This window comes from Streptomyces sp. SDT5-1, from assembly GCF_052245995.1.
Taxonomy (GTDB): Bacteria; Actinomycetota; Actinomycetes; order Streptomycetales; family Streptomycetaceae; genus Streptomyces.
The window spans coordinates 7,980,722-8,004,266 of the sequence record NZ_CM125963.1; the positions used below are offsets into that span (position 1 = coordinate 7,980,722).

Consider the following 23,545-nt stretch of genomic DNA (forward strand, 5'->3'; position numbering starts at 1 on the left):
AGTGCATGCGCGGCACCGGTGTGTCCGGCGACGGCGTGAGGGGATCGACGCGGGTGGTCGGGCTGCTGCTCGCCGCCGTCGCCGCCCTGTACGTCGTGGCACCCGCGGTGCACTCGGCGGCCGTCCCGCTCGTCCACGCGGAGCTGGGACTCGGCTCGGGACACGAGGTGGTCGCCCGCGTCGTCGGCTCCTCGCTGGCCCTCCTCACACTCGTCGTCGCGGGACGCGCGGGCGACCTCAAGGGACGGCGCTCCGTCCTGATCGTCTCCCTGGCGGGCCTCGCCGTCGGCTGCGCGCTCCTCGCGGTCGCCTTCGACGGCTGGTCGTACGTGCTCGGCAGGATCCTGGTCGCCGTGGCCCTGGCCGCCGTCTTCGTCAGCTGCCTCGCCTTCCTGCCGACCGTGTTCCTGCCCGGACGCATGCGCAAGGTCATGGCCGGCTGGCTCGCCGCGATGTCCGTCGGCTTCGTGCTCGCCGTGAACCTTGCCCCGCGCGCCGCGTCCACGGACGGCTGGCGCCTCGCGATGGTCGCGATGACCCTCGCCGCCGTCGCCGCGCTGCTCCTCGTCCACCGCTACGTGCCCGAACCCGCCGCACAGGCCGGGCTCCGGCTGCCCGACCAGCCGCGCGCCGTCTTCCTCATCGCCTTCGGCGTGCTCGCCCCCGCCGCGCTCCAGCTCGCCCCCGTGTGGGGCTGGGCCGACCCGCGCGTGGGCCTGCTGCTGCTCGCCGCCACGGTCGCCCTCGTCCTCGCGCGGCTGCGCTGCCCCACCCTGTCCGTGGCCACGCGGGGACGCCCGGCGCTGATGCCGGCCAGGCTGCGGACCGGTGCGCTCATCGCCGGACTCGCGCTCGGCTTCACCCAGGTCGTGCTCGCCATGGCGCTCCCGTCGCTCGCGGCGGCACGGGGCGGCGGTCCCGAGTCGGCGGCGCTCGTCCTGTCCGGGTTCGGCGTCGGCGGCGCGGCCGGCTGCCTGTTCGTCCGGCGCAGGGCCATCGCCCCGGTCACCGGATCCTCCCTCGGTCTGCCGCTCGCAGCGCTCGGCCTGGTGCTGCTGCACGCGGGACTCGGCTCCGACAGCTACCCGGTCGCCGGTGACTTCGCCGTCGTCGCGCTCATCGGCTTCGGCGTCATGCTGGCCGCCACCCCGCAGCTCGCGCGGTACCTCGCCGCGATCCCGCGCACCCACCTCGGCACCAGCGCCGCGCTGATGCCCGGCTCCATCCTCCTGGGAACCGCCGCCGCGCAGGCACTCCCGTACACCTCCGCCATCGACAGCGTCCCCGTGCCCGCCGAGGCCCGCCAACTGCTGCGGATCGGCACCATCGTGCTCGCCGTCGCCGCCCTGCTGCTCGGCCGGGTCGCGGTGTCCGTGGCGGTGGCCTGCGCGGCGGGCCTGCAGTACCTGCTCACGCGCACCGGCATCGGCGACTCCGGCACCGTGATCGTCGCGCTCGCCTTCGGAGCCGCCGCCGGGGCCCTCGTCTGGGCCAGGCGCGAGCAGTCCGACCGGCTCGCCCGCATGAGCCAGACCGCAAGCACCCTCCAGCACGCGGTGCTGCACCCCATACCCGAGGACCTGGGGCGGCTGCGCCTCGCCAGCCTGTACCGGCCCGCCACCGCCGACACCGGCATCGGCGGCGACTTCATCGAGGCGCTCCACACCCCGTACGGCACCCGGATCCTCATCGGCGACGTGCGCGGCAAGGGGCTCCAGGCCGTGCAGACCGTCACCGACCTGCTGGGCTGCTTCCGCAGTCAGGCGTACGAGACCGAGGAGCTGGGCGAACTCGCCGCGCGCCTCGACCGGCAGGTGCTGCGCGCCGCCGCCACCCGCGGCGACGACGAGCTGTTCGCGACGGCGCTGCTGCTCCAGCACGACGGGCCCGCGCAGGACGCCTGCGACCTGGACGTCGTGAACTGCGGCCACCTCACCCCGCTCGAGGTCACCGCGACCGGTGTCACCGAGATCGACGTCCCGACCTTGCTGCCGCTCGGCTTCGGCACGCTCGGCGGCGGCGAGCCGCCCACCCCGCACACCGTCCGCCTCGGCCCCGACGCGGTGCTCGTCGCCCACACCGACGGACTGAGCGAGGCCCGCAACTCGACCGGCGAGTTCTACCCCCTCACCGAGGGCCTGACCCTCGCCCCGTACGGCACCCCCGAGCACCTCGTCGGCCACCTCGACGACGGCGTCCGCGACTGGACCCACCACCTCGCGGACGACATCGCCATCATCGCCCTGTGCCCCTCCGAGCCCACCCCGCACCTGCACGCCCCGCGCGACGGCGAGGCACCGGCACTCACCCCCGGCCGTCCCGAGGAGCCCCGAACCGCACGAATCCGGTGAGGCGCGGCGCGAACACCGGGTCCGCCGCGTCCCCCAGCGCCTCCCGAATCCCGGCCACGACATGCTCGTCCGGCTCCCCGAACACCTCGAACCGCTCGACACGGCAGTGGGCCATGACGTCCTGGATGTACGGGTCGGACAGTTTCCAGTGCTCGCGGACGGCGTCGGAGTCCCGGTAGACCTGGAAGCTGTGCGCGAGCATCCGCTCCTCGTCGATGAAGACCTCGACCATGAGCTGGGGGCCTCGTCGCTCGACGAAGGCCACCGCCCGGTCGATGGCCCTCCGGAACTCCTCAAGGTGACCCTCGGTGACGCGCATCGTGTTGCGGAACAGGAGAAGACCGCTGTCAGGTGTGTTCATGACCCGAGCCTCCTGCCTCAACCATGCTTGAGGTCAAGGCCGTTCCCGTGTCGCCGCGTCACCCCGTCAGGCCGGGAATGACATGGTCCCCCGTCGGCTGCCCCGTGCGCAGCACCGTCAGGAGGGAGCGGAGGGCGGCGTGGGCCTGGGGGGCGCAGGTTGCGGAGTCCGTGTCGGAGACCGCGCGGTGGGCGCGGGTCCAGGCCCTGGCCGTGCGGCCGTTGTCGTGGTCGACGAGGGTCAGGGCGTACCGTGCGCGCATCCTCGACCAGACGTCGTCGCGCAGTCCGGGCTGGGCGAGCGCGGCGAGGGCGGCGCGGTGCGCGGTGTGCGGTGCGCTGGCGCGGCGCGCCACGGCGAGCGCCGCGAGATAGACCGCGCGGCCCGGCCCGCCGGTGGCGTGGTCGGGGGCGAGGACGCAGGCCTGCTCGAACAGTTCGGCGGCCTGCGCGTGGTCGCCGAGCGTGAGGGCGACGAGCCCGTGCACGTGGGCGATGCGGGCCAGGAGCGTGTCGTCGCCGTCCAGGACGGCCAGCGGCCAGATCCGGTCGATGAGGGAGAGCGACGTGTCGGGATCGGTACGCGCCGCCAGCCACGCCGCGAGCCAGGCCGCGGAGACCGCCGCCGGGTGGTCCTCCGGGCAGCGGGCGAGGAGTTGGAGCAGGAAGCGGAGGCCGGTCGCGTTGTGTCCGGTCACCCACCAGAACCAGAGGCGGGTGGCGGTCTCCAACGCGGCGACCGTCTCCGTGGGATCGGGGGAGGTGAGCGCGTGCCGCAGCATCGCGGCGACGTTGTGCTGCTCGTCGGTCACGAGCCGTACGGCCTGCGTCTGGTGGCCGTGGTCCCACAGGTGCTCCGCGAGATGAACGATCCTTCGGCAGTGCCCCGCCCGCCGCTCCACGGCGATCGCGAGTTCACCCGCCTCCGTGAGCCGCCGCGCGCCGAACTCCCGTACGGCCGCGGGCATCCGGTAGCGCGGCTCCACGGGGCCGTGCGGATCGTTCTCGTACTGGAGCAGCCCGAGCGCGGCCAGTTGGGTCAGCAGGCCGGGCACCTGATGCGGGGCGACCTCGCCGCCGCTGCACAGCAATACCGCCGCCGCCTCGCCGAAGGAGCCGGCCAGGATGCTGGCGCGGCTCCACACCATCCGCATCCACGGGGAGCACAGCGCGTGCACCGCGCCGACGGCCTCCTCCATGGAGCGGTGCCGTCTGAGCCGCTGATGCGGAGTGCGCAGCCACGCCTGCCCGTGCTCCACGAGCTCGGCCAGGTCGTGCAGGGAGTACGACGACAGCTGCTCCGCGGCGAGTTCGACCGCCAGGGGCAGCCCTTCGAGGGTGCGGCACAGCGCCTGCACGCGTTCGAGGGTGTCCGGGTCGCGGCGCCGCAGCGCCCCGCCCGCCGTGGCGAGGAACAGCCGTTCGGCGGGGGACGGCCCGCCGTCCTCGTCGGGGTCGGTGCCGAGCGGGCCGAGATGCAGCACCTTCTCGTCGCCCAGGCCGAGCGGGCTCCTGGCCGTGGCGAGGACCTGGAGCGTGGGGTGGTGCAGCAGGTGCCGCTGCACCACCCCGACGCACTCGTCGTGCACCGGGTCGACGTCGTCGAGGAACAGCAGCACACGCGGGGGCGTGCGGCGCGGTCCACGCGGCCCCGGCTGTCCGAGCGCCGTGCCGAGCAGCGCCTGCCGCACGGCGTCGCGGAACGCGCCGGGGCGCCCGGTCGCCTCGGGCCAGGACACCCGGACCACCTGCCGCCGCGACGGCCTGGCCCCGCGCACCGCGGCGTCGCACAGCACACTCTTGCCGACCCCGACGGGGCCGGTGACCGTGACGAGTCGATGGCAGGCCAACAGGCTCCGCAGTTGGGTCAGTTGCTCCTCGCGCCCGATGAGCGCTTCGTCGGTCTCGGTCCTGCTGTCCGCGACCAGCCTGAGAAGCGTGCCGACCTCGCCGGCTTGCTTGCGCACCTTGTGTCCTTTACCGCTGCGATGGATGGAGACGAGTGGGTGAGGAGAGGTCCGCAGAATCGTTACTGTTGACGTTTCCCGGCATCTTCAACGGCGCGGGTGCGCGCCGGTAGTGCGTGGGGGCGCAGTGGTACCCGCAGGGCAGATGATTCGGATGCGCACGATGACGTTCTCCGCCAAAACCCCCCACTGGAAACACCTTTCCTTCACAATTGAGTGATGGTCCTTCACTTTCTCCGACCGTGCCCGGCGCGTGCGCCCGTTTCGGGGGAGACGCGCCCCGAGAGCCTTGCACGGTGCAAGAATGGCGTGGTTGCCCAGCGAGCCCAGCGGCCACCCAGGCGGAAGTGAATGAAGCAGATCCCGGCGATGCTGTTCGTGCTGCATGTGGCATGCGCCCTGTGCAAGGCGCAGGTGGCACGGCTCGAACTCGCCCGCCCCGGAGCGCACCCGCCCAGCTGGTACGCCTGGGGAGCGCGCGACCGAGGCGCCTATGAGCAAGTCCGCGACTCCCGGCTGTGGTGGCTGATCGTGCACAGCGACGGCCACGACAACGGCAGGGGTGAGAACGTCACCGAGGCCGAGGCGCACCGCTGGCGGTCCGCGTTCGCGTACCCGCGCACCTACGCGCGCGTGCACACGGCGGGACTCAAGGGCGACGCGGGCTTCTGCGCGCAGTGCGACGTGCCGTACTGCGCCCGGCACTGGCGGCCCACGGAGACCGGGGCCGCCGAGTGCCCGCTCGGTCACACCACCTGGTAGACCTGCCCCGTCTGCGGCCCCTCCACCGACCGCACGTACGCCTGCGCGACCCGCTCCAGCGGCACCGACTCCATGCCGGGGAAGAAGGCGCCGTACGCGTCGAGGGACTCGGTGAAGATCGTGGGGGAGACGGCGTTGACGCGCCGAGGCGCGATCTCGACGGCCGCCGCGCGCACGAAGGACTCCACGGCGCCGTTGGCCAGCGACGCGGCGGCGCCGGTGCGGATCGGCTGCTCGGCGAGGACGCCCGTGATCAGGGTGAAGGAACCCCGTTCGGACACGTGGTCGAGGCCCTGGCGGACCAGTTCGACCTGGGAGAGGACCTTCCCGGCGAACGCGGACCGCCAGGCGTCCGGGCCGAGTTCGGGAAGCGGCGCGTACGGCACGTCACCCGCGGCGCCGACGACCGCGTTGAGCGGACCGTACGCCGAGGCCGCCTCGTACAGCGCCGTGATCTGCTCGGGGTCCGAGACGTCGAAGCGGAGGTCGCCCGAGCTCCGGCCGACGGTGGTGACCTTGTGGCCGCGTGCGGTCAGCGCCCGGTGCACGCCGGTGCCGAGGGTGCCGCCCGCGCCGACGAGAAGGATGTGCTGCTGATTCGTCATGGCGGCCACGCTAGGCAGGGCCGGCACGGGCAGGGAAATGCCTTCTGGGCCCGACTTATAATCGCCAGTCATGAATGTCGAGCTGCGTCATCTGCGGGCCGTGCGGGCGATCGGCGACGAGGGGTCCCTCACGGACGCCGCGCGGGTGCTGCACCTCACCCAGCCCGCGCTCTCCCGCACCCTCGCCCAGCTCGAACAGCGCCTCGGCGTACGGCTCGTGGAGCGCACCACCCGCAGCGTCCGGCTGACCGGGCCCGGCGAGCGGCTGTGGGAGCACGCGCACCGCATCCTCGCCCAGTTCGACGAGGCCCTCGCCGACGTGACCGGGGTCGGCGGCCCCCGCCCGCTGCGCCTCGCCTTCGCCTGGGCCGCGCTCGGCAGCCACACCGTGCCGGTGCTCCGCGGCTGGCGCGAGCGGCACCCCGATGTCCCGGTGCATGTGCGTCGCGCCGACGATCCGGTGGCGCTGCTGCGCCGGGGCGAGGCCGACCTGGCGTTCCTGCGGCTCCATCCCGAGCCGGGCGACGCGCTGGTGCGGCACCGGGAGCTGACGCGCGAGCGACGGGTGGCCGCGGTGCCGGTCGGCCACCGGCTCGCCGACCGGGCGGACGTGACACTGGCCGACCTGGCGGCTGAACCGGTGGCGCTGTGCGCGACGGCGGCCACCACCCGCGCCGAACTGTGGCCCGCGGGTCGGCGGCCCCGCATGGTGACCGTGCCGGGCGTCGACGAGTGGCTCACCACCATCGCGACCGGCGCGGCGGTCGGCGTGACGGCCGAGGGCACGGTCCACGAACACACGCACCCGGCCGTGCGCTACCTCCCGGTCCGCGACGCCGAACCCGTCACCGTGCACGTCGCCTGGCCCGCGCACCCGGCCCACCCTGCCACGGAGACGTTCCGCCGGCACACCGAGGAGTACCTGGCGGACCACGAACCGGACGCCGGGGCGTAGCGAGAGATCCCGCTATCGCACACCTCTCCCCGAGACACCTCCAAATCTGCCCCGCATCCACCCCAAATCCCCTTTCATGGGGACGCCTTGTAGGTTTGCGCGGACCAAATGCGGGCTCGGCGCGAGCAATTGCCGCACAGCCTGTTGCCCACACGGCTCAAGCGCTTTAGCGTTCTCGCACTCAACCGCTTGAGTTCAGGGCAGTTGGGTGTCGGGCCGTCCCGTTCCGGGCGGCTCGCAGGCCTGCGCGGCAGGAGCTTCCATGCGTCGTACTCCCAGCAGACGCTCGACCTTGAAGGACATCGCCCAAGAGGCGCGGGTGTCCGAGTCCGCCGTGTCGCTCGCGCTCAACGGGCGGCCCGGAGTCTCTCCGTCCACCCGGCAGCGGGTGCAGGAGGTCGCCGACCGGCTCGGCTGGCAACCGAGCGCGGCGGCACGGGCGTTGAGCGGCGAGAGCACGTCCACGGTCGGTCTCGTCCTGGCCCGGCCCGCGCACGCGCTGGGCGCCGAGTTCTTCTTCCTCCAGCTCGTGTCGGGCATCCAGGAGGCGCTCGCGGGGCGCGGCATCGGGCTGCTGTTCCTGGTCGTCCCCGACCTGGACGCCGAGTGTGCGGCCTACCGGCGCTGGTGGGCCGAGCGACGGGTCGACGGAGTCCTCGTCGTCGACCCCAGGGACGGCGACCCGCGCCCCGGACTGCTCGACGAACTGGGCCTGCCCGCCGTGTTCGTCGGCTCCGTGCCGCGCGGCGAGGACGGCGCCGCGCACCCCACCATCTCCAGCGTCTGGGCCTCCGACACCCTGGCCATGGCCGGCATCGTCCGGCACCTGCACGGCCTGGGCCACCGCCGGATCGCGCACGTCGCGGGACTGCCCCACCTCGCCCACACCCGGCAGCGCATCCGCTCCCTGCGGGACGAGGCGGAGCGGCTCGGGCTCGACCCCGCCGACGTCCGCAGCATCCCCACCGACTACTCCCGCCGGCAGGGCGTCGACGCCACCCGCCGATTGCTCGACACCAGCGGCCCCCGCCCCACCGCGATCGTCTACGACACCGACGTGATGGCCGTCGCCGGGCTCGGCGTCGCCGCCTCCCTCGGCATCGCCGTACCGGGCGCGCTGTCCCTCGTCGCCTGGGACGAGTCCGTGCTCACCGGCTCCACCCATCCGCCGCTGTCCGCCCTCGCCCGTGACACCCCGGCCTTCGGGCGGCGCGCGGCCGACGAACTGCTCGCGCTGATCGACGGTGGGCCCGCGCGCACCGTCGAGGACGTGACACCCCGCCTCGTGCCGCGCGGCAGCAGCGGCCCGGCCCCCGGCTGAGCCGCCGCGCGACGCCCCACCGCCGCAGCCCGACAACGTTGTCCACGTGCCGTACCCGCCTCAGACCTTCGCAGCACCACCGCCTGCACAAGCACCACGTCCCCGTCCCCAACACCCCTCGGGAGAGCCCCCGATGAACCCGAACCTCCGCGTCACCTGCACCCCGAAGCCCCGCCCCGCCGGTTCCCTGCGCACCGGCGCCCGCGTCGCCGCCGTGGGAGCGGCGGTGCTCTCGTTCGCCCTGTCCGGCTGTTCGGCCGCGCCGACCCCGGCGGGCGGCGGCTCCGCCGGTGACGCCTCGCTGACCGCGAACCTCGGCTTCGCGGGCACCACCATCAACCGCAACTTCAACCCGTTCGCCCTCAAGGCCACCCAGGGCACCTTCGGGTTCCAGTACGAGGCGCTCTTCGACTTCAACATCCTCGAAGGCGGCAAGTTCACGCCCTGGCTCGCGACCAAGTACGCCTGGGCCGACGGCGGCAAGAAGATCACCATCCACCTCGACGAGCGCGCCAACTGGAGCGACGGCTCGAAGCTCACCGCCCAGGACGTCGTCTTCACCCTCGACTACGTCAAGAAGAACAAGCTGCCCCCGACCTGGTCGTTCGACTTCGAAAAGGCCTCCGCGCCCGACGAGCACACCGTCGAGATCACCTTCGACAAGCCCGCCTACTCCAAGATCGACAGCATCGGCGGGATCACCCCGGTCCCGGAGAAGATCTGGCGGAACAAGGACGGCGCGAAGGACACCAACCCCGACCCCGTCGGCTCGGGCCCGTACAAGCTCAAGCAGTTCAGCCCGCAGCAGCTCACGTTCGAGGCCCGCGACGACTACTGGAAGCAGAAGAACGTCCCGGTCAAGACCGTCAAGGCGCCCATCATCACGCAGGCGTCCGAGGTGCCCAAGCTGCTCAGCGGCGAACTCGACTGGAGCGGCGGCGTCGTGCCCGACGTCAAGAAGCAGTACATCGACAAGGACCCGAAGAACCACCACGCCTGGTACCCCACCTACGGCGGGCAGTTCCTGTTCTTCAACCACTCCAAGAAGCCGTTCGACGACGTCCACGTCCGCAAGGGCCTCTCGCTCGCCGTCGACCGCAGCCAGCTCCTGAACGTCACCAATCCGGGCATGTTCAACACCCTCAACCTCACCGGCCTCGACTCCAAGACCCAGGGCAAGTGGATCGCCGACGAGTACAAGGACGCCGAGCAGCCCAGGGCCGAACTCGCCAAGTCGCTCGCCGAGTTCAAGAAGGCCGGCTACACGAAGAAGAACGGCCGGCTCGTCGACGGCAGCGGCAAGCAGCTCTCCTTCTCCATCATGGAGGTCCAGGAGTGGGGCGACGCCGTGCAGTTCGACAAGGTCGTCGCCTCGCAGCTGAAGAAGGCCGGCATCGACGTGAACGTGAAGCCGATCGCCGCCGCGCAGATCGACGCCAAGCGCAAGTCCGGCGACTTCGACGTCACCATCGGCGGCGGCGTGTACTACTCCACGCCGTACAACTTCTACAAGGACATGCTCTTCAGCGAGAACGCCGGTATCTGGACCAACTACGGCCACTACAAGAGCAAGAAGGCCGACGACCTCCTCAAGGACATGGCCACCGCCCAGGACGCCGCGACCGTCAAGAAGTACGCGGCCCGGTTCGAGAAGATCATGGTCGACGACGTGCCGGCCGCGCCGCTCATCACCATCGGCGTCTCCTCCGAGTACAGCACCAAGAACTGGACCGGCTGGCCCAGCGAGAAGAACCCCTACGCGCAGCCCGCGCCCTGGGCCGGCGGCGTCGACGCCATGAGCATCCTGCTCAACCTGCGCCCGGCGAAGGGCTGAGCCATGACCGCCCCCGCCCTCACGCCCCCGGTCCCCGAGGCGTCGCCGCCCGCCCGGCGCCGCTCGGCGGCCGCCCGGTTCGGCGCCGCCCGCTACTTCCTGCGCCGCCTCGCCTTCTACCTCGGCGCCGCCGCCGTCGCCATCACCCTCAACTTCCTGATCCCGCGCCTGATGCCCGGCGACCCCGCCTCCGCGCTCATCTCCCAGATGCAGCAGAAGCAGAACCTCTCCGCGGACCAGGTCACCAGCATCTACCGGCTGTTCGGCGCGCCCGGCGCACCCCTGTGGGACCAGTACGTCACGTACCTCGGGCAGATCGTCCACTTCGACTTCGGCGCGTCCGTCGCCTACTACCCGACGCCCGTGTGGGAGGTCATCCGCTCCGGGCTGCCCTGGACGATCGGACTCGTCGGCCTGACCGCCGTGCTCGCCTTCGTCATCGGTACCTCCATGGGCGTCGTGGCGGGCTCCCGGGTCGGCTCCCGCTTCGACTCCTTCGTCACGCCCGCCGCGATGTTCCTCGGCGCGCTGCCCTTCTTCTGGGTCGCGCTGCTCCTCGTCATGGCGTTCGGTGTGCAGCTCAACTGGCTGCCGATCAGCGGCGCGTACGACGGCGACATGGCGGTCACCTTCGACGGGCCGTTCCTCCTGAGCGTCCTGGAGCACGGCATCCTGCCCGCCGTCACCATGGTCGTCGCCTCGTTCGGCGGCTGGCTGGTCGGCATGCGCAACATGATGGTGACGACGGTCTCCGAGGACTACGTGCTCCTGGCCCGCGCCAAGGGCCTGTCCAAGGCCCGCGTGATGTTCCAGTACGCGGCCCGCAACGCGGTGCTGCCCAGCGTCGCGGGGTTCGCCCTCACCATCGGCTCCGCCGTCAGCGGCCAGATCCTCGTCGAGATCGTCTTCTCGTACCCGGGCGTCGGCTATCTGCTCTACCAGGCCGTCTCCAGCGTCGACTACCCGCTGATGCAGGCCCTGTTCCTGATCGTCTCGCTCACCGTGCTCGCCGCGAACTTCGTCGCGGACTCGGTGTACGGCCTCATCGACCCGCGCGCGAGGGAGACCCGCTCATGACGAAGCCGCAGCGCGCCCGGCGGCTGCCCAAGCTGCCCGCGAACCTCAAGGTCCGCGCCGGGGTCACCATCATCGTGTTCTTCGCCCTGGTCGCTGTGTTCGGCCCGTTCGTCGTGGAGAACCTGATGGGGCTCCAGCCCGGCGACGTCGACACCAGCGGCTCCATGCAGCCGCCCTCCGGCGCCCACCTGCTCGGCACCACGGCCAACGGCGAGGACGTCTTCGCGCAGCTCGTCGTCGGCAGCCGCATCTCGCTGCTGGTCGGCCTGGTCGCCGGTGTCATCACCACCGTGCTGTCCGTGCTCGTCGGCGTGGCGGGCGGCTACCTCGGCGGGCGCGCCGACTCGCTGCTCACCGTCGCCACCAACATCTTCCTCGTCATCCCCGGCATGCCGCTCCTCATCATCGTGGCGAGCTACGTGCAGGGGCGCGGCGGCTGGCTCACCGTGGCCCTCGTCATCGGCCTCACCGCCTGGCCGTGGGCCGCCCGGCAGAAGCGGGCGCAGACCCTTTCCCTACGGCATCGCGACTTCGTGGCCGCCGCCGAGATGACCGGCGAGAGCCGCTGGGGCGTCATCACCCGCGAACTCATCCCGTCGCTCGCCCCGCTGATCTCCGTCAGCTTCCTCGGCGCCGTCGTCGGCTCGATGTTCGCCGACGCCGGGCTCTCCTTCATGGGCCTCGGCAACATCAACATCACCAGCTGGGGCTCGATGCTGTACTGGGCGCAGAACGGCTCCGCGCTCACCCGCGGCGCCTGGTGGTGGTTCGTCCCGCCGGGCGCCTGCATCGCCCTGGTCGGCGTCGCCGCCGGGCTCATCAACTTCGGCATCGACGAGGTGTCCAACCCCCGCCTGCGCAAGCCCTCCAAGCAGGTACGGATGCGGGCCCGCGCCGCCCGCGTCGGCGCGGGCGACGCCACCGGGCCCCGCAAGGCCGCACCCGTCAAGGAGGTCGTCTCGTGACCGGCGCCCCACTTCTCACCGTCCGTGATCTGCACGTCGACTACTTCGACCAGGAGAACCCCGTGCACGCCGTCCGCGGCGTCGACCTCACGCTGCGCCGCGGCGAGACCCTCGGCATCGTCGGCGAGAGCGGCTGCGGAAAGTCCACCCTGGTCACCGCCATGACCCGGCTCGAGCGTCCGCCGGCCGTCACCACCGGCGGCTCGGTGATCCTGCACGGCGGCGAGGGCGCCGACAACGTCGACATCCTTCGGCTGACCGAGCGTCAACTGGCGGCGCTGCGCTGGGAGAAGATGGCGATCGTTTTCCAGAGCGCGATGAACGCCCTCAACCCCGTGCTCCGCCTCGGCACCCAGTTCGCGGACGTCCTGCGCAAGCACCGCGGCCTGTCGAAGAAGGCGGCCTGGGAGCGGGCGGGCGAACTGCTCGGCATGGTCGGCATCCCCGCCGACCGGCTGCGCTCCTACGCCCACGAGCTGTCCGGCGGCATGCGCCAGCGCGCCACCATCGCCCTCGCGCTCGCCTGCGAACCCGACCTCGTCGTCATGGACGAGCCCACCACCGCAGTAGACGTCGTCATGCAGCGCCAGATCCTGCGTCAAGTGGCTCGCCTGAAGCGTGAGTTGGGATTCTCGGTCGTCTTCATCACCCACGACCTGTCGCTGCTCATCGAGATCGCCGACCGCATCGCCGTGATGTACGCGGGACGCATCGTGGAGACCGGCCCCGCGCGCCGCCTCTACGAGGACCCGCGCCACCCCTACACGACGGCCCTGCGCGGCGCCTTCCCGCCGCTGCACGGCGAACGCCGAGAGATCACCGGCATCCCCGGCTCCCCGCCCGGACTGCGCACCCCGCCGCCCGGCTGCTCCTTCCACCCGCGCTGCGCACAGCGGATCGACGCCTGCGACCGCGAGGAGCCCGCCCTGCTGCGGCTCGGCGACGCCGGCGACGTCGCCTGCCACCTCCACCGGCACCCCGCCACGACCCCGGAAGCCGAGGACCGCCATGCCCGCACCTGAAACCACGCTCGAGGCCCCGGTCCTCGAGGCGCGCGAGGTCGTCAAGCGCTTCCCCGTGCACGGTCCCGGCGGCCACGGCAAGGAGGTCAAGGCCGTCGAGCCGACCTCCCTCGCCCTCCACAAGGGCCGTATCACGGCGCTCGTCGGCGAGTCCGGCAGCGGAAAGTCCACCCTCGCGCGGATGCTCGCGCTGGCCTACCCGCCCACCGAGGGCGAGATCCGACTCGACGGCGACGTCGTCAGGAAGGCCCGGACGGCGAAGGCGAAGCGGGCGTACTACCGCCAGGTCCAGATGATCTTCCAGGATCCGTTCTCCTCGCTCAGCCCGGTCCACAAGGTCCGCTACATCCTCAGCCGCCCCCTCAAGCTGCACGGCCTCGCCTCCGGCGGCGAGGACATGGAGCGCCAGATCCTCCAGCTCCTCGAACGCGTCAACCTCACCCCGGCCGACCAGTTCATCGACAAGTTCCCCTACGAGCTGTCCGGCGGCCAGCGCCAGCGCATCGCCATCGCCCGCGCCCTCGCCGCCCGCCCCAAGGTGCTGCTCGGCGACGAACCGATCTCCATGCTCGACGTCTCCATCCGCCTGGACATCCTCAACCTCCTCGGCAAGCTCCGCGACGACGAGGGCCTGGCGATCCTCTACATCACCCACGACATTGCCAGCGCCCGCTACTTCGCCGACGAGATCAAGGTCCTGTACGCGGGCCAGCTCGTCGAGTCCGGGCCCGGCGACGAACTCGTGGCCGACCCCCGACACCCGTACACGCGCCTGCTGCTGGAATCGGCGCCCGACCCCGACCGGGGCGGCTTTCTCGACGAGCCCGATGTCGCCGACGACGAGGAGACCCTCGGCGAACCCCCGAGCCTCGTCGACCCGCCCTCCGGCTGCCGCTTCCGCACCCGCTGCCCGCTCGCGAAACCGGTGTGCGCCACGGCCTTCCCGGCCAGGACCACGATCACCGACGACCACTGGGCGCACTGCTGGGCGCTCGACGAACAGCAGACCTGAGCCCGTTCCCGTACGACCCCGAGAGGACCCGCGTTGCCCCCCGACGCCCCCATCGCACCGACCCCGCGCCAGCTCGACTGGCAGCGCCTCGGCATCGGCGCCTTCTTCCACTTCGGCATCAACACCTTCCACGGCCAGGAGTGGAGCGACGGCACGCTCCCGGCGGCCTCCTTCGACCCCACTCGCCTCGACGCCGACCAGTGGGTCGCCGCCGCCCGCGCCGCCGGAGCCCGCTACGCGATCATCACCGCGAAGCACCACGACGGCTTCTGCCTGTGGCCGACGAAGACCACCGACTACTCCGTCGCGTCGTCCCCGTGGAAGGGCGGCGAGGGCGATGTGGTGGGGGAGCTGGCGCGGGCCTGCCGGGCGGCGGGACTCGGGCTCGGCGTCTACCTCTCGCCGTGGGACCGGCACGCGCCCGAGTACGCGGACCCGACGGCGTACACCGAGCTGTACGCCGAGCAGCTGCGCGAACTGTGCACCTGGTACGGGCCGCTGATGGAGCTGTGGTTCGACGGCGCCGGATCGGACGGCTACACGTACGACTGGTCCGCCACCATGGCCGTCGCACGGCAGCACCAGCCGGACGCCATGGTGTTCAACATGGGCGACCCCACCATCCGCTGGGTGGGCAACGAGGACGGGCTCGCGGCCGACCCCGTCGAGTACGTCGTCGACCACACGCAGATGAGCCAGTACACCGTCGTCACGACCGAGTTCGCGGAGGCGCTGTACCTGCCTCCGGAGTGCGACGTGTCGATCCGGCGCGGCTGGTTCTGGCACCCGGACGACGAGCCGAAGTCCCTGGAGCACCTGCTCGCCATCCACTACCGGTCGGTGGGACTCGGCGCGAACCTGCTGCTCAACCTGCCGCCCGACGACCGCGGCCTGATCCCGGACGCCGACGCCGCGCGGGTCGCGGAGTTCGGCGCGGAGGTCGCGCGCCGCTTCGGAACCCCGGCGGCGACCGCCGAGTTGGCCGGTGCGGGCGGCGGCTGGACCGCCGACTTCGGGAAGCCGGTCGCCTTCGACCACGTACGGCTGCGCGAGGACCTCGCCGACGGGCAGCGCGTCCGGCGCCACGTGGTGCGGGCGGGGGACCGGGTGCTGGCCGAGGGGCTGACCGTCGGCGCAGGACGTATCCACCTCACCGAACCGGTGACGGCATCCGCGCTGACCGTGGAGATCGAGGGCGAGGGCGCGACGCTGGAGTCGGTCGAGGTGTTCGAGACGGGAGTGCGGGAGCTGCCGCGGGTTCCCGACGGATACCGCGCACCGACGGACCGGCCGGACGCATGAAAGGGCAGGACATCATGGAACTGACAGGTGATGGCTGGACACTGCGGTCCGTCGGCGGCGACCGCGACATCGAGGTGCCGGGTGTCGTGCCGGGGTGCGCGCACACCGATCTGATGCGGGCGGGTGTGATCCCCGACCCGTTCCTCGCCATGCACGAGGCGGACGTGCAGTGGGTCGGGCTCGCCGACTGGGAGTACCGCAGGACCTTCGAGGCGCAGGTGTCCGCGGACGACCGTGTCCACCTCGTCTTCGACGGCCTCCAGACGATCGCGACGGTCTTCGTCAACGGCGTCGAGGTCGGCGCCACCCGCAACATGCACCGCCGCTACCGCTTCGACGTCACCGACGCCGTGCGGCCCGGGACGAACGAGCTGACCGTGCGCTTCGCCTCGTCCGCGCGGGCCATGCTGGACGCGGCGGGCGACGACCCGCTGCCCTACGACTGGTCGTACCCGTACAACGAACTGCGCACGATGGCCTGCGAGGGCGGCTGGGACTGGGGCCCGACGCTCGTCAGCGCCGGGATCTGGCGGGCCGTCCGCCTGGAGGTGTGGAACACGGCGCGCGCCGACGTCGATGTCACCACGACCCTCGACGAGGACCTGCGCCGTGGCACTCTCCTGGTCGACCTCGACGTACAGGGCGGCCCGTGCGCGGCCGAGGTGACCGTGGCGGGGGTCTCGGAACGCTTCCCACTCGACACCACCGGCCGCCACCTCCTCTCCGTCGACGTGCCCGCGCCGGAACCCTGGTGGCCCCGCGGCCACGGCGCGCCCACCCTCCACGACGCGACCGTACGGCTCCTCGACCCGGCAGGCACCGTCCTCCAGGAGACCCACCACCGCGTCGGCTTCCGGCACATCACCGTCGACACCACACCCGACGAGCACGGCCGCGCCTTCACCCTGCGCGTCAACGGCAGGCCCGTGTTCTGCAAGGGTGCCAACTGGATCCCCGACGACCTGTTCGTCTCCCGCATCACCCCCGACCGCTACGCGACCCGCGTCGAGCAGGCCTGCGCCGCGAACATGAACACACTGCGCGTGTGGGGCGGCGGCATCTACGAGGACGAGGCGTTCTACGCGGCGTGCGACGCGCGCGGCGTCCTGATCTGGCAGGACTTCGCCTTCGCCTGCGCCGCCTACCCCGAGGAGGAGCCGCTGCGCTCCGAGGTCGCCGCCGAGGCCGACGACGTCGTGCGCCGCCTGGCCGCGCACCCGAGCGTCGTGGTGTGGAACGGCGCCAACGAGTGCCTGCTCGGCCACGAGGACTGGGGCTGGCGCGAGCAGATCCGCGACCGTACGTGGGGCGAGGGCTACTACCGCGAACTGCTTCCCGCCGCCGTCGCCGCCCACGCGCCCGGCGCCGTCTACGTCGTCAACAGCCCCACGGCGACCGAACCCGGCGTCCACCCGCAGGTACCCGGCGACGGACCGACCCACCTCTGGGACACCTGGAACCTCCTCGACTACGCCCACTACCGCGACCAGATCCCGCGCTTCGCCGCCGAATTCGGCTGGCAGGCGCCCGCCACCCGGGCCACTCTCACCGAGGCCATCGGCGGATGGCCCGAGAGCCCGGGCGACCCGGCGCTCCTCGCCCGCCAGAAACAGCCGGGCGGCGAGCGCCACCTCGTCGACCGTCTCAAGGGCCGCTTCCCCGCGCCCGACCGCATCGCGGCCGACACCGACCGCTGGCACCTGGCCACCAGCCTCAACCAGGCGCACGCCCTGCGCACGGCCGTCGAGCACTTCCGCTCGTGGTGGCCGCGCACCGCGGGCGCGCTGATCTGGCAGCTCAACGACGTGTGGCCGGCCCTGTCCTGGTCCCTGATCGACCACGGCGGCCGCCCCAAACCGGCCTGGTACGCGGTGCGCGCGGCCTTCGCCGACCGTCTCGTGACGCTGCAGCCGAGGGAGGCCGGCCTGAGCGCCGTGCTGGTCAACGACACCGACGAGGAGTGGACGGGCGAACTCGTCCTGCGCCGCGTCCACGTCCGCGACGGCGAAGCAGCCCGCACGGTAAGGGACTTCACGGTCCCACCCCGCTCGGTCCTGCCCCTGCCCGTCGGCCCGACGATCACCCAGGCGGGCCGCCGCCGCGAGGAACTGGTGGTGGCGGACACGGCGGGGGCGGACCGCGCCATCCACGTCTTCGTCCGCGACGACGGCCTCCGCTGGCCCGCACCCGACGTCAAGCACACGGTGGAACACCGCGAGGACCACGCCCTGGTGCACCTCACAGCGGGAGCCGCGCTGGGGGATGTGATCGCCGAAGCACCCGGCATGCGCGCGGACACCGCCCTCCTCACGCTGCTGCCGGGGGAGACCGCGACGGTGGCGCTTCGCCCGGAACGGGAGGGCACGGCGCTGCCGAGGGAGGTGACCGTCCGCACACGCAACGACCTCTACACCTGAGGGCCGCGTGCGGTTACTCCTTCACCGCCCCGCTCAGCATCCCCTCGATGAACTTCCGCTGGAGCGCCACGTACACGACCACCACCGGCAGCGCGATCAGGACGGACGCCGCCGCGAGGAGGGTCGTGTCGGCGCTCTGCTGGCCCTGGAAGAAGGCGAGGCCGAGGGGGACCGTGCGGAGGGACTCGTCGCTGATCATGACGAGGGCCATCAGGAACTCGTTCCACGTCCACATGAACGTGATGACGATCAAGGTGGTGATGGCGGGGCGGCCCATCGGGACGAGGATGCGCCACAGGGTGGTCCACGTGCCGGCGCCGTCGACGCGGGCCGCTTCGATGACCGAGCGGGTGCTGTTCCTGAAGTACGTGCGCATCCAGAAGACGCCGAAGGCCAGCGACTGGGCGGTCTGGGGGAGGACCAGCGCCCAGTAGGTGTCCGTGAGTTCGAAGTGGCGCAGGTCGAAGTAGAGGGGGACCACCAGGGCTTCCTGGGGGAGGGTGAGGCCCAGGACGAAGAGGTAGAAGAGGAGCGTCGAGCCGGGGAAGCGCATCGTGCCGAAGGCGTACGCCGCCAGGACGGAGAGGACCGTCGACGCCGTCACCACCGCGAGCGTGACCAGGACCGAGTTGCCGAGGTACGTGCCGAAGTGGGCGCGCTGCCACGCCTGCTGGAAGTTGGACCAGTGCAGGCCGTCCGGGACCGCGAAGCCGCCGCCCACCGCGTCGGGGGAGGAGAAGGCGGTGGACAGGATGCCGACGACCGGGGTCAGCGCCAGTACCGCGAACAGGGCGAGGATGGCGTACGTGGCGGTGCGTTCGATGCGGGTCGTCATGTGCGGCGCCCTTCGACGAGACGGGAGACCGTGACGGTCAGGGCGAAGATCAGGACGGTGAGCGCGACACCGATGGCGGCCGCCGAGCCGACCTCGTTCAGCTCGAACGCCCGGTGGTACACCTCGTACGCGGGGACGGACGTCGCGTTCCCCGGCCCGCCGCCGGTGGTGATGTAGATCAGGTCGAAGTTGCGCAGACCCGCGATGATCGTGAGCGTCAGCGCCACCGCGATCTCGCCGCGCAGCGCGGGCAGCGTCACCGCGAAGAACTCCCGCACCGCGCCCGCCCCGTCGAGCCGCGCCGCCTCGTACAGCTCGCGCGGCACCCGCTGCGCTCCGGCGAGGAAGAGGACCATGCACAGGCCGGTCATCACCCACGTGCCGACGACGCCGACCGCGGGCAGCGCCCATGTGTCGTCGCCGAGCCACGGACGGGCGAGGGAGCCGAGGCCGACGGTGCGCAGGGCGTCGTTGAGGAGGCCGTCGGGCGCCAGGATCGAGCGCCAGGCCACCCCGACGACGACCATCGCGAGCACCTGCGGCAGGAACAGCACCGTCCGGAAGAACGTCAGACCCCGCACCCGGATCCGGGACATCGTCGCCGCCAGCAGCAGCCCGATGACCACCGGCAGCGCCGCGTAGAAGACCAGCAGCACCAGAGCGTGCGCGAACGGGGCGCGCAGCGTCGGGTCCGTGAGGAGCGACGTGTAGTTGTCGAGGCCCGCCGACGTGGCCCGCGTCAGACCGTCCCAGTGCAGGAACGACAGGCCCACCGCCTGCCCGAACGGATAGAGCAGGAACAGGCCGTAGACCGCGAGCGCGGGCAGCACGTACAGATAGCCGATGGCGCGGGGCTCGCCCGGGGCCCTGCGGGCCGCCTTCCCCGTGGGTTCGGATCTCACCGCGCCGACGCCCCCGAACCCGCCTTGGCGCGCTGCTTCGCGATGAACGGGCCGTAGTCCGCCTGCAGCTTGCGGGCGAAGCCCTTCGGATCCGTCCTGCCCGCGATGAGGTTCTGCAGGGCCGCGGACGTCGTGTCGTAGAACGTCGGTGTCGCGTAGTCCAGATACGGCGCGAGGCCGTCCGCCGCCGTCAGCTCCCGCCACGCGCGCACCATCTGCCCGTCGGGGCTGTCCGGGTCGAGCGCCTCGGCCGCCTTGCCCGGCACCGCGGGCAGCACGCCGTTCTCCGTCATCACGTCCGCCGCGTGCTCGCTCGTGAGGAAGTCCAGGTAGGCCGCCGCGACCTCGGGGTGCGCGGAGCGCGAGGTGACCGCCCAGGCGAGGCCCTGGCCGCCGGTGGTGACCGGCTTGCCGCCCGCCGTGGCAGGGGGCGGCGGCATGATGCCGAGGTCGTCACCGAGCCGCTTCTTCAGGTCGGCCTGCATCCAGGTCCCGGTGATGGTGTACGCGCCCTGGCCGTTCATGAACTTCTTGTTGGCGTCGTCGTAGCCGAGCCCGTTGGCGTCCTTGGGGAGATAGCCGCGGTCCAGCCACTCGGTGAGGGTGGCGGCCGCCTTCGTCGTACGGGAGGTGTCGAAGCCGTCTCCGCCGCCGAGGACGGTGTCCCGGGCCTCGGCCACGCCGTGCTGGTCCTGGAGCATGCCGAACGTGTGGATCGCCGGCCACTTGTCGAGGTTGCCGAACTGGATCGGCAGCTCGCCCGCCTTCTTCAGCACGGCCAGGCTGTCCGTGAACTCGGCCCAGGTGCGCGGCGGTTCGACACCCGCGGACCTCAGGACCTTCTTGTTGTAGTAGAGGCCCACGAACTCGCCGGTCTGCGAGATCCCGTACAGTCGGCCGGTGCCGAACCTGCGGGAGGCGCCGGTCGCGGTCACCCGGTTGAGGTTGAGGAGCGTCGCCGGATAGCGGGTGTTCCACTCGTAGATGCCCGCGTAGTTGTCGAGCGGCGCGAGCAGGCCCGCCTCGACGAACGCCACCATGTCCGGGTAGCCCTGGTTCGCCTGCACGACGTCGGGCGGTGTGGTGCCGGACAGGGCCAGCTTCAGCGTCGTCTTGAGGTCGTCGAAGCTCCGCGACACCCGCTTGATCGTGACGTTCGGGTACCGCTCCTGGAACTCCTTGTTGAGCTGCTCGATCTCGGCGTTGGTGCCGCCGCGCGTCTCCTGGTCCCACACGCGCAGCGTCACGTTCCCCGCCTTCGCGGGGTCGGGCACACCATTGCCGCCGCCGGGCGCGGTGCCACCGGCCACGGCTCCCGAACCGTCGGTGCCGGGCGTGCAGCTCGCGGCGCCGACGGCGAGGGCCGCCGCGAGCAGGGACCTGCGGGTGACTCGTGAGGACATGATGTCTCCTACGCGGCCCGGAAGCCGAGGGTCGGGGTGGCACGGTGCCGCGCCACCTCGTGCAGGCGGGCGGGGACGAGGTCGTCGAGGAAGCCGTAGCGGCGCGCCAGTTCGGCGGTCGCGGCGTCGCCGCCCTTGGCGCGCGCCGACAACTCGCCCCACCACGCGGCCACTTCCACCCACCCCGGCGCCGACAGCGAACCGCCGAAGTGCTGCACGGACAGCGCCGCCGTCAGATTGGCGAAGGCCAGCCGGTCGGCGAGCGGCCAGCCGGCGAGGGTGCCGGTCACGAACCCGGCCATGAACACGTCGCCCGCGCCCGTCGGATCGAGCGCCTCCACGCGCAGACCGGGCACGTCGGCCCGCTCCCCGGTGACCGAGTCGACGGCGACGGCACCCTCGGGCCCCTTTGTCACCACGGCGAGCGGCACCCGCTCGGCGAGCGCCGCCACCGCTTCGGCGGGGGTGTCGGTGCGCGTGTAGTGCAGCGCCTCCGTGGCGTTCGGCAGGAAGGCGTGCGCGTACGCGAGTCCGCTCAGCGCCGACAGGTCCCAGCGGCCCGACTCGTCCCAGCCGACGTCGGCGAAGATCCGGGCGCCCTGCGCGTGCGCCTCCCGCAACCAGGCGTCCTCACGGCCCGGTTCCAGCGAGGCCACACCGGCGCGTGCGCGCGGCACGGCGTGCTCGAGCGGCGGCGCCGGATGCTCGTGCGTCACCATCGTGCGCTCGCCGTCGTACGCCATCGACACCGTCACCGGCGAGTGCCAGCCGGGAAGCCGCTGCGAGTGGGTGAGGTCGACGCGCTCGACGTCGGCGAGCGACTCCCAGCAGTAGTCGCCGTACAGGTCGGTGCCGAAGGAGGCCGCGAGCGTCGTGCGCAGTCCGAGGCGGGCCAGGGCGGTGGCCATGTTCGCGATGCCGCCGGGGCTCGAGCCCATGCCGCGCGCCCAGTTCTCGGTGCCGATCCGCGGGGCCCCGTCGAGGCCGGTGAAGACCAGGTCCATGAAGACGGTCCCCGTGAGGAAGACGTCGTGCTCCGGGTCGCCCTTCTCGCGCACCGCCGCCAGCGGATCGATGCAGTCGCACACCGCCCTGCTCGGACTCACCGTCGTGCCCCTCCCGTTCGGAAAACGCCGGCCGGACGCGGCGCAATGATGATCGATACCATGCACTTCCGGCCAGGCAGTTGCAAGAAGTTGCTCACCTTTGCGCGGATGCCCGCCCCCTGAACGTTGCGCGGACGGCCGCCCCTTGAACGCGAAAGAGGGCGCCCGCCCTCCGGCCGACTGGCGGGAGGGCGGGCGCCCCTTCTGCGACGTCCGGGCTAGCTCAGCGTCTTGAGCGCCGCCGCGTCGTACGGCTTCAGCTCGTCGAAGCGGCCGGCGAGGACCTTCGCCGCCCACTCCGGGTCCTGAAGCAGCGCGCGGCCGATGGCCACCATGTCGTACTCGTCGCGCTCCAGGCTGTCGAGGAGGTCGTCGATGCCCTTGACCGGCGAGCCCTCGCCCGCGAACGCGCGGATGAAGTCGCCGTCGAGGCCGACGGAGCCCACCGTGATGGTCGGCCTGCCGGTGAGCTTCTTCGTCCAGCCCGCCAGGTTCAGGTCCGAGCCGTCGAACTCCGGGCGCCAGTAACGGCGCGTCGAGGCGTGGAAGACGTCCACACCGGCCTCCGTCAGCGGCGCGAGGATCGCCTCCAGGTCCTCCGGCGTCTCGGCGAGCCGCGCCTCGTACGCCTCCTGCTTCCACTGCGAGTAGCGGAAGATCACCGGGAACTCGGCGGAGACCCGCTCCCGGATCGCGGCGACGATCTCCGCCGCGAACTTCGTGCGGGCCACGGCGTCGCCGCCGTACGCGTCACCGCGCCGGTTCGTGCCCGACCACAGGAACTGGTCGAGGAGATAGCCGTGCGCGCCGTGCACCTCGACGCCGTCGAAGCCGATGCGCTCGGCGTCCGCCGCGGCCTGCGCGAACGCGCCGATCACGTCGTCGATGTCGGAGGACGTCATCGCGCGGCCCGCGTTCTCGGTGCCGTCCACGCGGATGCCGGACGGGCCGACGGCCGGGGCGTCGGCGAAGGGCGGGCGGCCCTCCTCGCGGACCATGCCGATGTGCCACAGCTGCGGAACGATGGTGCCGCCCGCCGCGTGCACGTCGTCGGCGACCTTCGCCCACCCGGCCAGCTGCTCCTCGCCGTGGAAGCGCGGCACCCGGTCGCTGTCGCCCGCCGACGTGTGGCCCACGTACGTGCCCTCGGTGATGATCAGGCCCACACCCGCAGCCGAGCGCCGCGCGTAGTACGAGCGCACGTCCTCACCGGGAACGCCGTTCGGCGAGAACATGCGGGTCATCGGCGCCATCGCGATGCGGTTCGGCACCGTCAGGCCGTTCAGCGCGACGGGCCGCGAGAGTATGTCGGCGGCGCGGGAGGCGGCGGGAGACGTGGGGTCGGCCAC

Annotated in this window: 19 protein-coding genes; 11 read left to right on the forward strand and 8 right to left on the reverse strand. The window is 72.1% G+C overall.

What is annotated here, in order from left to right; all coding sequences use genetic code 11:
* The first annotated feature begins 5 nt into the window (after positions 1-5).
* Entirely contained in the window at positions 6-2,351 is a 2,346-nt protein-coding gene (locus tag ACTWJ8_RS36775) for an MFS transporter (protein ID WP_443261809.1), read from the forward strand.
* Here the strand turns inward: ACTWJ8_RS36775 and ACTWJ8_RS36780 are convergent.
* The gene (locus ACTWJ8_RS36780; RefSeq protein ID WP_443261811.1) at positions 2,305-2,712 is read right to left on the reverse strand and encodes a hypothetical protein; all 408 of its coding nucleotides are present in this window, start codon (positions 2,710-2,712) and stop codon (positions 2,305-2,307) included. The two genes, ACTWJ8_RS36775 and ACTWJ8_RS36780, sit on opposite strands and share 47 nt — an antisense overlap.
* Before the next feature lie 58 nt (positions 2,713-2,770).
* The gene (locus ACTWJ8_RS36785; RefSeq protein WP_443261812.1) at positions 2,771-4,678 is read right to left on the reverse strand and encodes an ATP-binding protein; all 1,908 of its coding nucleotides are present in this window, start codon (positions 4,676-4,678) and stop codon (positions 2,771-2,773) included.
* A gap of 351 nt (positions 4,679-5,029) precedes the next feature.
* Here ACTWJ8_RS36785 and ACTWJ8_RS36790 point away from each other — a divergent pair, with 351 nt between their 5' ends.
* Positions 5,030-5,440, forward strand: a complete 411-nt coding sequence (locus ACTWJ8_RS36790; protein ID WP_443261813.1) for a hypothetical protein — start codon at positions 5,030-5,032, stop codon at positions 5,438-5,440.
* Here ACTWJ8_RS36790 and ACTWJ8_RS36795 read toward each other — a convergent pair.
* Positions 5,425-6,045 (reverse strand): short chain dehydrogenase, encoded by a 621-nt coding sequence (locus ACTWJ8_RS36795; protein WP_443261814.1) that lies wholly within the window; start codon positions 6,043-6,045, stop codon positions 5,425-5,427. The genes ACTWJ8_RS36790 and ACTWJ8_RS36795 overlap by 16 nt on opposite strands.
* Positions 6,046-6,115: 70 nt before the next feature.
* On the opposite strand from ACTWJ8_RS36795, the gene ACTWJ8_RS36800 reads away from it, so the two are divergent.
* From ACTWJ8_RS36800 to ACTWJ8_RS36840, 9 genes are all read left to right on the forward strand, one after another.
* Positions 6,116-7,000, forward strand: coding sequence for a LysR family transcriptional regulator (locus ACTWJ8_RS36800; protein ID WP_443261815.1), 885 nt, complete (start codon positions 6,116-6,118; stop codon positions 6,998-7,000).
* Positions 7,001-7,262: 262 nt separating this feature from the next.
* Positions 7,263-8,321 (forward strand): LacI family DNA-binding transcriptional regulator, encoded by a 1,059-nt coding sequence (locus ACTWJ8_RS36805; RefSeq protein ID WP_443261816.1) that lies wholly within the window; start codon positions 7,263-7,265, stop codon positions 8,319-8,321.
* Between the two features lie 133 nt (positions 8,322-8,454).
* A complete protein-coding gene (locus tag ACTWJ8_RS36810) occupies positions 8,455-10,155 on the forward strand; it encodes an ABC transporter substrate-binding protein (RefSeq protein ID WP_443261817.1) in 1,701 nt (566 codons plus the stop codon).
* A gap of 3 nt (positions 10,156-10,158) precedes the next feature.
* The gene (locus ACTWJ8_RS36815; RefSeq protein WP_356372803.1) at positions 10,159-11,232 is read left to right on the forward strand and encodes an ABC transporter permease; all 1,074 of its coding nucleotides are present in this window, start codon (positions 10,159-10,161) and stop codon (positions 11,230-11,232) included.
* A complete protein-coding gene (locus tag ACTWJ8_RS36820; protein ID WP_356372801.1) occupies positions 11,229-12,197 on the forward strand; it encodes an ABC transporter permease in 969 nt (322 codons plus the stop codon). Before ACTWJ8_RS36815 ends, ACTWJ8_RS36820 begins: the two co-directional genes overlap by 4 nt.
* A complete protein-coding gene (locus ACTWJ8_RS36825; RefSeq protein WP_443261818.1) occupies positions 12,194-13,219 on the forward strand; it encodes an ABC transporter ATP-binding protein in 1,026 nt (341 codons plus the stop codon). The genes ACTWJ8_RS36820 and ACTWJ8_RS36825 overlap by 4 nt, the downstream gene beginning before the upstream one ends.
* On the forward strand, positions 13,206-14,231 hold the full coding sequence (locus ACTWJ8_RS36830; protein ID WP_443261819.1) for an ABC transporter ATP-binding protein: 1,026 nt from the start codon (positions 13,206-13,208) through the stop codon (positions 14,229-14,231). The genes ACTWJ8_RS36825 and ACTWJ8_RS36830 overlap by 14 nt, the downstream gene beginning before the upstream one ends.
* A gap of 33 nt (positions 14,232-14,264) precedes the next feature.
* On the forward strand, positions 14,265-15,533 hold the full coding sequence (locus ACTWJ8_RS36835) for an alpha-L-fucosidase (RefSeq protein WP_443261820.1): 1,269 nt from the start codon (positions 14,265-14,267) through the stop codon (positions 15,531-15,533).
* Positions 15,534-15,547: 14 nt separating this feature from the next.
* Positions 15,548-17,950, forward strand: coding sequence for a glycoside hydrolase family 2 protein (locus ACTWJ8_RS36840; RefSeq protein WP_443261821.1), 2,403 nt, complete (start codon positions 15,548-15,550; stop codon positions 17,948-17,950).
* 13 nt (positions 17,951-17,963) lie between these two features.
* Here ACTWJ8_RS36840 and ACTWJ8_RS36845 read toward each other — a convergent pair whose 3' ends face one another.
* From ACTWJ8_RS36845 to ACTWJ8_RS36865, 5 genes are all read right to left on the reverse strand, one after another.
* On the reverse strand, positions 17,964-18,785 hold the full coding sequence (locus ACTWJ8_RS36845) for a carbohydrate ABC transporter permease (RefSeq protein WP_443261822.1): 822 nt from the start codon (positions 18,783-18,785) through the stop codon (positions 17,964-17,966).
* A complete protein-coding gene (locus tag ACTWJ8_RS36850; protein WP_443261823.1) occupies positions 18,782-19,687 on the reverse strand; it encodes a carbohydrate ABC transporter permease in 906 nt (301 codons plus the stop codon). Before ACTWJ8_RS36850 ends, ACTWJ8_RS36845 begins: the two co-directional genes overlap by 4 nt.
* On the reverse strand, positions 19,684-21,090 hold the full coding sequence (locus ACTWJ8_RS36855; RefSeq protein WP_443261824.1) for an extracellular solute-binding protein: 1,407 nt from the start codon (positions 21,088-21,090) through the stop codon (positions 19,684-19,686). Before ACTWJ8_RS36855 ends, ACTWJ8_RS36850 begins: the two co-directional genes overlap by 4 nt.
* Before the next feature lie 8 nt (positions 21,091-21,098).
* On the reverse strand, positions 21,099-22,196 hold the full coding sequence (locus ACTWJ8_RS36860; protein ID WP_443261825.1) for a carbohydrate kinase family protein: 1,098 nt from the start codon (positions 22,194-22,196) through the stop codon (positions 21,099-21,101).
* 218 nt (positions 22,197-22,414) lie between these two features.
* The gene (locus tag ACTWJ8_RS36865) at positions 22,415-23,545 is read right to left on the reverse strand and encodes an NADH:flavin oxidoreductase (RefSeq protein WP_443261826.1); all 1,131 of its coding nucleotides are present in this window, start codon (positions 23,543-23,545) and stop codon (positions 22,415-22,417) included.